Below are 12,519 nucleotides of genomic sequence, written 5' to 3'. Positions count from 1 at the left end.
TTCACCTTTTATTACGATTCTTTCCTTGTCGAATAGTTTGATTGGTTCCATTCCCCTTAGGACGCCTTCTTATTGTCCATAAAGGAAAGCGTACAAAAACATCTTTCATATCTGCAAAACGAAAGGGTGCTAATGGTGTTCCGTAAGAAGTACCTAGCGATTTAAGACTACTTAGATGCCCAATTAAAGTCATCCACCCGATAACAAGTCCTACAATTCCAAATAAGGCAGCTGCTAGCATCATTGGAAAACGTAAAAGTCTTACTGCCGCTCCCATATCATAGTTAGGAATAACAAAAGAAGAGATAGCGGTAACAGCGACAACAATAATCATAATATTGCTTACAATTCCCGCCTGAACAGCCGCCTGACCAATGACAATACCACCTACAATTCCAACTGTCTGACCAATCGGAGTAGGTATCCGTAAAGCCCCTTCTCTCATCGTTTCCAATGTTATTTCCATAAGTAATGCTTCCATAACTGGAGAAAAGGGTACGCGTGTTCTTGATTCAGCAATAGATAAATATAGCTCTACAGGAATAACTTCAAAATTAAAGGAAATAAACGCAACATAACTCGCCGGCAGAAATAAAGCAACCATAAAGGCGACAAAACGAAGCAACCGAATAGACGAAGCAACTAACCACCTTGTACCGTAATCATCCACTCCTTGAAAAAAGGAAATAAAATTTGTTGGAGTAATTAATACATTAGGTGAATGATCCATTACAGTTACAAATCTGCCCTGTAAAATGTGAGATACAGCCAAATCAGGTCTTTCAGTTAATATAAATTGCGGAAACGGCGAGTAAGGGTGATCTTCAATGAATTCTATAAGTTCGCCATTACTAGTCACTGCGTCGATTGTAATATTTTGAATTCGTGTTTCTAATTCCTTCAGCACATCTTCAGAAGCTACATCTTTCAAATATAAAATAGAAATTTTGGTTTTGCTTCGTACACCAATTACTATTTCTTTTATCGCTAATTCACGATGAGGAATATATCTTCGAATCATTGCGATATTTTGACTTCCAGTTTCTATGAATGCTTGATGTGCACCTTTTAGAGCTATTTCGTTATGTGCATCTTCAACACTTCTTTGTGGCCATCCTTTTGTATCCAATTGATGTGCTGTTGTTCGACTGTGAATTAATAAAACACTATCTCCCCCAAAAATAGCATTTTCAATCTGACTCAATGTTTTAATAATCTTAATTTGTCCTAATGGAATTGGAAGTTCTGTATTGGTATCAAAATCTCTATTCATCAAAGGGCTTAGAACATGATTTTGAATCAATTCTTTATCTGTTAATCCAGATAAATATACTAAAGCTGCTTCTAATCCACCTACTGTTATTTGAAACTGCCGAATTACTAAATCAGGCGCTTGACGAAATATATTCTGAATATGAGCTATGTTTTCGGATAAATCAGCGTCTAAGAGGGAGTCTTCAATATTTTTTTCCTGAAAATGAGTATTGTCTCGTATTGAACATGACTTAGGGTTGTCTCTATATTTTAAACGTGTCAAAAATTTAGCCATGATTCCCTCACTTTCTATGTACCTTTTATAGTATGTTTAGTATGCATATATTAAGGAAAAATATCCTAATAGTTCCCACAATTACACTATTAAGACATTAAATACATCTCTCGCTACCTTGTTTACTCATGTATTCCCTCTTGTTGTTGATGAAACTTTTCAATTGTAACTGATACACATCTGAAACTCTAAACCCTCTTTCTTCCCTAACGACTACTAATCGTGCAATTTCAGAATCTAAATTGCGTAAATTCTCCTATATTCGCTCCCCTATCAAAGTAGATGTTTAACATGTTGATGATAGTTTTTCTTTTCTCTTCTATATGTTCTAGTAACATGATGTTTGGTTAAAATACCCTTAAAACTCTTTTTAAGAAAAACTTAAGAAAATCTCTCTTTATTCATAAGAATTTTTTTCTATACTGAAGCATGTAAATGAACAAGAGGAGAAACGATCATGAAGAAATTTGTAATTTGCATAATAGGAATAGGTCTTCCTATATACTTACTACCTTTCATATTACACGGGGATTTAGACAGATTTAATCCGATTGCTGAAGAAAAAAATGTATACGCCATTGCGCAAGGTTATGGCGTTCCAGATTATCATTATAAAGGCCGGGCTATTTACTCACTAAAAAGTGTTGATGAATTAAGCAATGAGAAAGAATATAAAGTGGGAACGAACACCCCTAATGATTTTATTAGAAAAACTTACTTAAAGATTCATGTAAAAGGAAAATATGTTTATTCTTACGATATTATTGCAGAAAAGGATATTCCGGAGAAAATAAGAGGACAATTGAACTTAGTAAATAAATAATAAATAATAAATAATAAATAATAAATAAGCTGATTGAATCAGCTTATTTTTTTCATTCCCTTACTTTCTCCAGTCCAAAGAGTAGTCTTTGTTTCAGCATCAGCGATAAGATATTTTACACGGAAATTTTTTTCCGTTTCTGTCCATGATGCTATTAAGTAAACTTGTCTATTCGGATTAATGTTCAGTAATTTTTCTTTGCCAGCCATTCTACTTACAAACGGTCCTATTTCGGATTGCATAGTCGATTGTAAATCTTTATATAGAACTGTTTTCTGTATATGATTTTCAGCGTCATTAAAAGGGACATAGAAAGAACGATACGTATGATTTTTAACCTTACTATAAAAAACTTTTGGATTTTCAAAGATTTTACTTGCATTGTTTTCTATATAGGAAATCTCTTTTGAAGAATCCGCTGCTTCTACCATCCCTTGTACACCTAGTAAAAGAAAGCTACAAGTAAACAAAACCGCTATAATTTTTTTCATATTAAACTCCTTCAATTTTTTAATATTTATACCCAAATAAGGTTATTTCATGCGAATTGATCCATTCAAGATATGGATATACATCAAAAATGCTAGCAATTACTTAAAAAAAAGACTCTTACATAGTAAGAATCTTTTTTTATGATCTCCATCAATTTATTAAACTTGTTATCATTGTTTCAATAGCCATTCTTCCATTACTTTCACTGTTTCATCTCGTTGTGCTTTTGGCGTAATTAAGCTCGCATTATCTCCTTTTTGCTCACCATACATGCCAAAATGAGCATGGTTTCCCCCTTTTATCATGTGCATAGTTGAATTCTTTGACATGAACTTTTTATTGTTCTCTATTTTTTCTACAGTTGCTAAAGCATCTACTTCTCCGTAAATTGATAACATCGGGATCGATTTCGTAGAGAAGTCCTCTGCAGGATAAGAACCTAAGAAAATGATTCCGTCTACCTTGTCTTCATGCTGAGAGGCATACTTAGAAATCATAGCTCCGCCCATTGAATGCCCTGCAACATACCATTTTTGAACTTCAGGATACTTTTCAATTACACTGTCTACCTCATTTATTCCAAGTATCGCTAAGTTTAATGGTAACTTAGGCATTACTACAAAATGTCCATCTTTTGCAAGTGCTTCCCCTAAGTAACTATAAGCCTCGGCTTCTACTTTAGCTCCTTGATAAAAAATAACCCCTATTTTAGCATCTTTCTCTCCAAAAACTATATGATCTTCATCTTTTTTATCATCCACTAACGACAAAGCCTCTTTCGTCGGTTTATAACTAAACTGAGACCAAACAAAAAAACTAATACTTCCTATAAGTAAAATACCAAGTAAAGAGTACAGCGTAATTTTTATCCATTTCTTCACAAAGATGACCTCCCTAAAATGTATATATTCTATATTTTAGATTATCATTAATAAACATAAAAACTCGAGCATTTTTATTATGCTCAAGTTTTTATTTACTTCTTTAATTTATACTGTAAATTGTCCAAGATAAATATGTAGCAAATGCAGCCCGTAAAAAATATGGAATGAACAACCATGCCGATACTTTAGATAAATTGGAAGTATTGACTCGTTGATTTTATACAAATTCTTTCATACTTTTATATGCACAAAGTGCTCTCTCCCGCGCTGCCTTATGATCAACAACTGGCAAAGGATATGTATGACCAAGCTGTATATTGGCCTTTTGTAAAACATGCTCAGGTGCTTCCCACGGTTTATGTATATATTTATTCGGTATATCTCTTAATTCTGGTACCCATTTTCTTATATACTCCCCATTTTTATCAAACTTTTCTCCTTGTGTGATGGGGTTAAAAATACGAAAGTATGGTGATGCATCCGCTCCACTTCCAGCAATCCATTGCCATCCCATTGTATTATTTGCAATATCAGCATCTAGTAGTGTATCCATAAACCATTTTGCCCCTTCTTGCCACGGAATTAACAAATGCTTGACAAGAAAAGAGGCCACAGCCATTCTTGCTCGGTTATGCATAAAACCTGTTTGCCATAGCTCCCGCATTCCTGCATCAATAAACGGATAACCAGTTTCGCCCTTTTGCCATACTCTTAATAACTCCTCTTCATTATTCCACGGAAAATGTTCAAAGTTCTTATTAAGAGGCTTATATACTGTAAATGGATAATGGTATAGCAAATAATAAGAAAACTCTCGCCAAATTAATTGACGTATAAAGCTATTCACTTGTTGTTCAAAAAGACTACATTGTTTTTCAGTACTTTTATTTATTAAGAAATGATACATTAGCTTTACTGATATTTGACCAAATGAAAGATACGGTGCCAACATCGAATGAGCATTTTGATTTGGAAAATCTCTTTCTTCACTATAAGAGACTAATTTGCTAGAGAAAAATTTCTTAAATGTTTTGTATGCCCCTCCTTCTGTAGGCTCCCATATTGATTCAATATGAGATGTCCAAGGTATAGTCGGTAGCAAGTGTAATTCTGAAACAGATAAGCTTGATGGTAAAGAGTTTCCCCCTTTTATACTCTGCACTTTACTAATAGGCTTATGTATTACCTGCTTTTGAAATGCATTGTAAAAAGGCGTAAACACCTTATATTCAGTGTTATCTTTCTTTTTAATAATCCACGGTTCTAATAATAAATGTGAATTAAATTCCTTACAGATAATACCTTTATCTTCTAACATCATTTTCATTTTTTGATTAGATTGTAATCTGTCCGGATCATAACAAATATTCCAATATACGGCCGTTATACCTAACTGTTCTATGAGAGAAAGTATTTCTGCCTGTGTATTTCCTTTGCGGATTATTAAAGTAGAACCCAATGCCTCAAGTTGCTTCTTTACATCTATTATAGTATGGTGTAACCACCACTTTGACGCACTTCCTATTGAAAAAGCTTCATCTTGTACATATACCGGAAGAACCTCACCAGACTGAGCAGCCTCAAATAGAGCTGGGTTATCATATAAACGAAAATCTTTTTGAAACATAACGATAATTTTATTTTGCATGGCTACCCCTTCTGATTCTTAAAACATAATAAATTTTATTATACAACAGCAATTCATACATAAGAATTTATTTGTCCTTAATAAATTAGTTAACTTTTTCAACTATTTTATTAGTAGGAATTTTAATAACAGTTTCTTTTCCACCTGTTTTATCAATCTTGAAACCATAAACTTTAACATCCGACGGTACTAATGGATGATGACGAATCATGTCTATACTCTTCTCAATATTTTCACTAACATTTTCTTTTCCGCTTAGCCATTCATCAAGGCTACCACTTGAAAATTCAGGCATACAATTTTCAAAGAGATAGTCTAGTTCCCTGTTATTTTTTATGGAATCAAGTTGAATTTGTAGATTAACTACATCAGTTTCTTTATCCTCTATTCCGACAATAAAAATTTCTTCCACATTTTCTTGATAAATAGCAATAATAATAGACCTCATTATATCTCCAAAAGGATGTACAATTACAGAATCGCAACTGTGTATAGTCAACATATTTTCTCGTTGAATGTTAGTTACTTGTTGTATGATAGGCTCTATTCCGTGTTCAATGTCTGTTAACAATAAAACCTTTTTATTCTTTGCATTCATATATAGCACTCCTTCTTCATGATTGTATTTATGAAACTTTTAAACTAGTAACAATAGTTGATTATTCATTACATGATTGTTACCAGTTTTTCCAACGTCCCTCTGGATCCATACTTGCAAGTCTAACCCATCCATTTTGAACTTTTTCTCGAAATGTGAAATTACTATTTAGCAAACGTTCTATAAATGTAATAGGCGCTTGAATTACAATTAGTAAACGAAGTGGTGAATGATACGTCTCACTATCTGACTGCATAACGGATTGCCAAGGTAAGCCTGGCAACAAATCACTTGCATTTCCCTGCATAACACCGAGACCTGCCGTTACGGTTTGGGTTGTTTTGTTTCCACTACCATAATAATGAGGAGCTACAGTTGAAGCGTAATATTGCAGGTTTATCCACTGAGCTACTGTTCCTGGTCCCGCTATGATGTTAGCTAATATATCGCCACTTTCATCCTGTTTCCAATCATAATTATGAAGGAAAGCCCTACCTTCTAAGTCACAATCCTGAGTCAATTCACGCTGCCCGATAATAAAAGATGCATTACGAGCTAATCCCCATTCCGGACGTATTTCACTCCAATCTTCTGCAAATCGGTGTGCCTCTTTACTCGGATTTTTTATTTTCGTTTTAAAATTAGGTAATTGCGTTAAACGTTCTCTATTTGCATGTTGACTCACATTCGGCATAATCGACTCAATACAATCAAATGCTTCTTGCGCAGTTTCCGAAAGTTCTGGGACGTAAATCCATTCTAATTCATCCACTGTTGTTTTATGTTCAGCTGCTGCAAAAATGGTGTCATCAGGAATTTTAATGCCTTCAGCAGACAACGCCTCTCTCACTTCTGGAAGATTACATAAAGTAGCGAAAACTCTTGCATTGAATCCTCCCGCTGCTCCGCCACAAGCACCACACTCAAGCGCTGCAGCATAAGGGTTGTTCGTACTTTGACTACTGTGGCCGCACATTACAACTAAAGGAGCGAAACCTTCTGTTAATCCCACCATTTTTAAAGCTTGACGCACATAGTTCACTTTTTCTTCTTTCGTAAAACCGATCGGTATCTCACAGTTTGTATCATGAACATGATTAAGCGAGAAAGTTGTATCAGGCTTTTGCAACATATTTTTACGAAGGTTACGAATGAAGCCACCTACTCTTCTTGGCACAAAACTCCTTGTCACCATTTGTAAACCAAGTAAAGGACCACTTACTTCAGGTAGCAACATACTTGTCAGTACGTTCTGTTTCATCGTTTTAAATGTATAACGTAACGAACTGCCTACCATCTTACGTTGTTCATAAGATTTAAATTCATTTTCATCTGTGAGCTCTTTTATTTGATGTTTCGGTTTTAATATAACTGGCAAAGAAGGATGGCTGTCATTACTACCTAGTTCACTAGTCGCAATTGGTAACCCAAAGAAACCAGCTATTCCAAACGTTTCGAACGGACCTAATTTTTCTAGGTGGCGACGAAACGGTTCTGAACGTACATCAATACAAAATGCTAATTGAGCTAATACACGTTTTTTATCATTAGTTGCACATTGCTTAGAAGCAATTTTCTCCCTTAATTGCTCTGCATGCGTCTGTTCCCAAGCTTCCAGCCACAGTTTCCTGCGAATATTTTCATCAAAACGATATGCAAATGCTAATAATTCACTTTGTTCAGCTGCAGGCATTTGTGACCATTCCTGGGTTGAAATATTACCCCAATAGATCCAAGAAGCTATAAGTGGGACAATCGAAACTTTTTTCTCAGCCTTTTGATTTGTTAAAGGCAAATAAGGTTTTACAATGGTCAGTTCCATAGAAATTCGAATTGCTAAATATTCAATCATAAGTTCCTGTTCCTCAATTGATTGTTGCGAGCGCCATCGTATCATTCCTGCCCACCCAGGCAAAGAAAGTAAGTGCCCTTCAAGGTAAGCTTGTATGTTAGATTCAGAAATTCCTAGTTCAGATAATGCTTTTGTTAAAGCTACATGGGCATCTTGTGGCCAATCTTTTAAAACTTTACGCTCATTTTTACTGAGCGCTGGATCGAATTTAATAAGTTGGTGCCATGCACGATAAAAACCTTTCTCCCGATTTGGCATCGTCCAACTTGCCCCAGCGTCATCAAGATATAATTTACACCATTTAATAATATGATAATTAAGAACATCTGATAGGTTGTCACCATTTTGATTCTCTATAAGTGAACTGATTGGCTGCATAGAAGAGTCTTCCATACTTCCTGTATTTACATAACTCATTTCCTTTGCGAATTTATTTAATTCTGGCGATGATAATAAACTAGAAGGTAATCTTTCTAACTTTAAAGCTTCTTGGCAAAAACGCTCCGCTGTCTCTCGCGGAATATGAAAAGATTGTGAATCAAGCCAACGAGACAAGCCAATTTGTAAATACGATTCCTTAATCTCACCCTTCGCCTTTGCCGAATGAATCATGGAGGCACTAGGATAAATATCCACATTACGAACTTCTTTTAACCAATTTGCGACTTGTTCAAATGATTGCTTTTCAAGTCCCATCCAAGGGTGATGAGCTGCAAATGTAGAGATAGGCCAAAGTGGTGCAATAACTCGGCTAGCAAATACAACTAAATCATTTATATTATTTTCTTGTAGATCAATGTTTGTATCTTTCTTTTTTAAAGTCTCTTTCCTTAATATTGACGGTATGCTCATCACGAATTACCTCCCTTTGATACATAATGTTTCAGATAGCTTGGGTGACTTTCTACTGACTTTCGTCTCGCCTCACCTACTCGAACGAACCAAAGATAAAGTACAGCGAATAAAGTAGAAGATTGATTACGAGTAACGAAAGTGCTAATAACACTACCAAATAATAAGATACATATAACAAAGATAACGGCTGGAGCTGAAGGTTGAACGCTTTGATACATGTCAGTATGCAACCATTTATAAAGAGAATTATGAACGGTAAAGTAAATGAGAGAAAATCCAATCAAAACAATTAAGCCCGCAATTCGTCCCATTCTTCCCTCTCCAAAAACAACAAGCTGTTTCCATGAAAAGTATAATGACCAGCCTAAGATGATCGCACTAACTAATTGATATCCCTCTCTAGAAGTCATAAACCAGAAAGCAATTGCTATAAATAATCCTAAAACACGCCCGAATATCATCCATAAATTGGACATCTTTTCGTTAGACTGCTTCACTACCCCAAAACGTTGTACTGAAGAACCAGCTTGTAAAAACAGTGTAGCTTTAAACAAACCATGTAAAATTAAATGAATAACAGCCGCTAAATAAGCGCCTAATGCGCATTGAATAAGCATAAATCCCATTTGGGCAATAGTTGATCCTACTAGCTGACGTTTGTAATCAACTTGGACTAAACTAATTCCTGTTCCTATTAAGACAGAAATACTAGAGAAAATAAGTAAAATAATTTGTGCAATATCATCATGAAAAAGAGGTGAAAATCTAGTTAACATGATACCGCCAGCATTTACTAAACCTGCATGCATAATAGCAGAAACAGGCGTCGGAGCAACAGCTGATTCAATTAACCATCTCTGAAAAGGCCATTGTGCTGCTGGAATCATCACAGCTACTATAATCAATAAGTTAATTCCTGTTTTCTCCAATGTTCCAAATTGAGCTACATTTTCATTCGTTAAAACTGATGTTAACTGCCACTGTCCAGTTATTTGAAACAGCCAAATGATAGCTGATAACAAGGCAATCCAACTTATTGTAAATAAATAGCCTGAGATTTTAGTTGCTTCACTAACTACTTTCCACCTTTTATTTAGCCCGATGAGTAGAACCAATCCTATAAGAGTTGCTCCCCAACAAATAATCATGAAACGAAGATCATTACTTAACCATGCAACCGAAGATACACCTGTAGTAAATGTAAAAAGTGCAAAGTATTTTCGATATGAGCGATCTCCCATTAAGTAACGTACAGAAAAACGCTGAATGATTAAACCAATTGTAAGAACAAAGAAAGCCATGAACCAAGCTAAAGTATCTAGATGCCAAGGCCCTACAACTCTATCTCCATTGTGATTAACAAGTGCGAGTAAAGAAACCAATGAAGGCAATGCAGCGATACCAATATGGATATGAACAAAACGTAAAGGCATCCTTGCATGTAAAAACAATAATCCACTTAACCAAGAAGCACTAAGCGCCATAAAAAATAATGTTAACAGTGTTGATGAACTCAGCGAAATTAACATGTAAAATACTCCCTTCCAAACGAAAATAACTTGTAAAAATTCTTTTTCGTACATCGTTTTTTCCATAAAAAAAACCGACAACTTCCATAATTCAATGATTTTATATCATCATTAAATTATGGAGATTGTCGGTTTCACTTCAACTAACTTCAATAAAGTTTTTTGAAGAGCTCCCATTTTATAGAGGATAATAATGTATGTATTACTCCTATTAAAAATAGCAGTATATCTCTGATCTCCTAGATTATGCAATCAATATATCAATTTATGTTATGCGCTCTCTTTCAATTAAGAAACTTTTTCATTTAGTCAATATTACATATTAAAAAAATGCTAAAGCCTTAATTATAGCAAACAGTTAAAATAAGCATCTATTAATTTTTAAAACAATTATAAGATAAACCATATTAAGCAGTTTGTCAATTTATTTTTCCATTTTTTCAAGCGGTATTTCAATCAAAATTCATTATACGTAAATAATTTCAAGTTTTTAATTATTATCATGTTAATAAATATAAATAAAGTGCAAAACTTTTAGGCTTCTTAGTTATCTCCCACTAACACTACGGTGGTTTTAATTTTTAAAACTTTTCCTCAAGATTATGAAACAATTTAAAAATCATTACTCGTTCACCTGTACGAGAGCTTATATCCGTATGAAAGCTTTTCACTTTTTCTCCAGTCAATTCGAGTATAATCTCTTTCAGATCTTCAATTCCAGATTCAACTAGCTCCGAACGATTTTTCTTTATCGTTAGCATACCGTCTTTCGTTTCACAAACAGTATATTCGGCCGGCGTTAAAATACCTTGTAAATTTACGATAATCATATCCCGTAATATATCTGTCTTAACGGATATAGACCCGCGTCCTAAGTAGTCCTTTTCCCAGTGCGTAATTGCTTTGCTTATCTCTGCTTCAATAGTGCCTTTTGAGTTTTTCATTTATGTATCCTCCTTAAATAAAATAAATTTACAATAACAATATAATAATCTGGATTGATTTTATTTTCAATTATTGAGAAAGATTTATAGGAATCGTTGTAAAGTATCCTTTAGTATTAAAATAAATTTTTATATTGCGATATACGTTTTTTTGATTATCCCTAAACAAAATACTCTTACTACAAAGACTCTGTTGCATGTATTTCTAAAAAGGACATTCCAGGTAAAATAAGAAAGCTCTTGTAACGTAATACATAAACGAAAGAGCCGATTTCTTTATAAAGTGAAACTTTAATCAGTGGGGGTTTTCTTCATCCCCCACTGATTATTAGTTGAATCAATCGGACTTTTATGGGCAGTTGATCCCCCACCTAACTTCTTTGCTTTCGCTGAATTTTGAGGTGGAGGTCTTACTGCCCATTAAAGCGGGATAAAATAGTAAATCGACTTTTGTCTTAATTATTGATTTAGTAATAAAAACACTTTTTAAAAGAAATAAGCTTATACTATAGACATTGATCTTTCTGGAAGTTTAAACGAAAATGCCCCTCATCACTATATATTCCAAATTCATACCCTTTCTCTTTATAAAATTTAATACTTTCAGGAAAAGCTTGTAATGATAGCCTTACTATTGAAATTCTATTATAATTTTGTAATTGGAATGAATTCGGATCAAATAAAGAACCAGAAGAAATACTATTATTTGGAGGTATCACAATGAGCCTTTTAATTAGGGAGTTAGAAACAAATGATTTAGATAATTTCCCGGAGATTGATGACAGTTTTATAGTGAATGCTCGGTTAATTCTTTCTCTTTCAAAAGTAAATAGACGCATAGAATATACAGTAGAAGACGTTCCGAGTTATGAAAAAAGTTATTTACAAAATCAAAATGATAATGAAGAACTCGAGTACAATGAATATATTAATAACCCTAATCAAGTAATTTACATAGCACTGTTACATAACCAAATCATTGGATTCATAGTATTGAAAAAGAATTGGAATCACTATGCTTACATAGAAGATATAACGGTGGATAAAAAATATCGTACACTCGGGGTTGGTAAAAGATTAGTTGATCAAGCAAAGAAATGGGCAAAGAAAGACAATATGACGGGTATCATGCTTGAAACGCAAAATAATAATGTCGCAGCGTGTAAATTTTATGAAAAATGCGGATTTGTAATTGGTGGATTTGATTTTCTTGTTTATAAAGGCTTGGATATGACAAGTGATGAAGTTGCAATGTATTGGTATTTGCATTTCAAATGAAAATGTTCTTACCGTTAAACAAAAGCAAAATAAAAACCCCAATTTCTCAATTTTAATATAGAGAGAT

General features: G+C 34.0%; 10 protein-coding genes and 2 pseudogenes. 2 read left to right on the top strand and 10 right to left on the bottom strand.

Going from position 1 to position 12,519, the window contains the following annotated elements:
* Position 1 precedes the first annotated feature (1 nt).
* Positions 2-1,549 (bottom strand): spore germination protein, encoded by a 1,548-nt coding sequence (locus DN390_RS08230; RefSeq protein WP_147807095.1) that lies wholly within the window; start codon positions 1,547-1,549, stop codon positions 2-4.
* Between the two features lie 457 nt (positions 1,550-2,006).
* Between DN390_RS08230 and DN390_RS08225 the strand changes: the two genes are divergently transcribed.
* Positions 2,007-2,372, top strand: a complete 366-nt coding sequence (locus DN390_RS08225) for a YxeA family protein (protein WP_147807094.1) — start codon at positions 2,007-2,009, stop codon at positions 2,370-2,372.
* Positions 2,373-2,410: 38 nt separating this feature from the next.
* Here DN390_RS08225 and DN390_RS08220 read toward each other — a convergent pair whose 3' ends face one another.
* The 9 genes and pseudogenes from DN390_RS08220 to DN390_RS31060 all read right to left on the bottom strand — a co-directional run.
* Positions 2,411-2,863, bottom strand: a complete 453-nt coding sequence (locus DN390_RS08220) for a hypothetical protein (protein ID WP_147807093.1) — start codon at positions 2,861-2,863, stop codon at positions 2,411-2,413.
* 171 nt (positions 2,864-3,034) lie between these two features.
* On the bottom strand, positions 3,035-3,745 hold the full coding sequence (locus DN390_RS08215; protein ID WP_147807092.1) for an alpha/beta hydrolase: 711 nt from the start codon (positions 3,743-3,745) through the stop codon (positions 3,035-3,037).
* Positions 3,746-3,848: 103 nt separating this feature from the next.
* Positions 3,849-3,950 (bottom strand): annotated as a pseudogene (locus DN390_RS08210) (tryptophan-rich sensory protein); the annotation flags it as partial.
* Positions 3,951-3,965: 15 nt separating this feature from the next.
* Complete coding sequence (locus DN390_RS08205; RefSeq protein WP_147807091.1) at positions 3,966-5,396, bottom strand: cryptochrome/photolyase family protein; 1,431 nt, start codon at positions 5,394-5,396, stop codon at positions 3,966-3,968.
* An 85-nt stretch (positions 5,397-5,481) separates the two neighbouring features.
* Positions 5,482-5,994, bottom strand: coding sequence for a carbonic anhydrase (locus tag DN390_RS08200; RefSeq protein WP_147807090.1), 513 nt, complete (start codon positions 5,992-5,994; stop codon positions 5,482-5,484).
* Between the two features lie 79 nt (positions 5,995-6,073).
* Positions 6,074-8,698, bottom strand: a complete 2,625-nt coding sequence (locus DN390_RS08195) for a DUF2309 domain-containing protein (RefSeq protein WP_147807089.1) — start codon at positions 8,696-8,698, stop codon at positions 6,074-6,076.
* Positions 8,698-10,230, bottom strand: coding sequence for an NADH dehydrogenase subunit 5 (locus DN390_RS08190; RefSeq protein WP_147807088.1), 1,533 nt, complete (start codon positions 10,228-10,230; stop codon positions 8,698-8,700). Before DN390_RS08190 ends, DN390_RS08195 begins: the two co-directional genes overlap by 1 nt.
* Before the next feature lie 581 nt (positions 10,231-10,811).
* The gene (locus DN390_RS08185) at positions 10,812-11,174 is read right to left on the bottom strand and encodes a Na-translocating system protein MpsC family protein (protein ID WP_147807087.1); all 363 of its coding nucleotides are present in this window, start codon (positions 11,172-11,174) and stop codon (positions 10,812-10,814) included.
* Between the two features lie 506 nt (positions 11,175-11,680).
* Positions 11,681-11,797: pseudogene (locus tag DN390_RS31060) on the bottom strand (polysaccharide deacetylase family protein); the annotation flags it as partial.
* A gap of 97 nt (positions 11,798-11,894) precedes the next feature.
* On the opposite strand from DN390_RS31060, the gene satA reads away from it, so the two are divergent.
* Positions 11,895-12,452: a streptothricin N-acetyltransferase SatA gene (gene satA, locus DN390_RS08175; RefSeq protein ID WP_147807085.1), complete on the top strand. Its 558-nt coding sequence runs from the start codon at positions 11,895-11,897 to the stop codon at positions 12,450-12,452.
* Positions 12,453-12,519: the final 67 nt, after the last annotated feature.

The organism is Bacillus sp. SH7-1 (assembly GCF_008042405.1).
Lineage (GTDB): Bacteria > Bacillota > Bacilli > Bacillales > Bacillaceae_G > Bacillus_A > Bacillus_A thuringiensis_N.
This window is presented reverse-complemented; position numbering and strand designations above follow the sequence as displayed.

Excerpts from the sequence above, each read along its gene's own strand:
- DN390_RS08205 (WP_147807091.1), bottom strand. The coding sequence starts at position 5,396 with ATGCAAAATAAAATTATCGTTATGTTTCAAAAAGATTTTCGTTTATAT.
- DN390_RS08225 (WP_147807094.1), top strand. The coding sequence starts at position 2,007 with ATGAAGAAATTTGTAATTTGCATAATAGGAATAGGTCTTCCTATATAC.
- DN390_RS08195 (WP_147807089.1), bottom strand. The coding sequence starts at position 8,698 with ATGAGCATACCGTCAATATTAAGGAAAGAGACTTTAAAAAAGAAAGAT.
- DN390_RS08230 (WP_147807095.1), bottom strand. The coding sequence starts at position 1,549 with ATGGCTAAATTTTTGACACGTTTAAAATATAGAGACAACCCTAAGTCA.
- DN390_RS08220 (WP_147807093.1), bottom strand. The coding sequence starts at position 2,863 with ATGAAAAAAATTATAGCGGTTTTGTTTACTTGTAGCTTTCTTTTACTA.
- DN390_RS08190 (WP_147807088.1), bottom strand. The coding sequence starts at position 10,230 with ATGTTAATTTCGCTGAGTTCATCAACACTGTTAACATTATTTTTTATG.
- DN390_RS08185 (WP_147807087.1), bottom strand. The coding sequence starts at position 11,174 with ATGAAAAACTCAAAAGGCACTATTGAAGCAGAGATAAGCAAAGCAATT.
- DN390_RS08200 (WP_147807090.1), bottom strand. The coding sequence starts at position 5,994 with ATGAATGCAAAGAATAAAAAGGTTTTATTGTTAACAGACATTGAACAC.
- satA (WP_147807085.1), top strand. The coding sequence starts at position 11,895 with ATGAGCCTTTTAATTAGGGAGTTAGAAACAAATGATTTAGATAATTTC.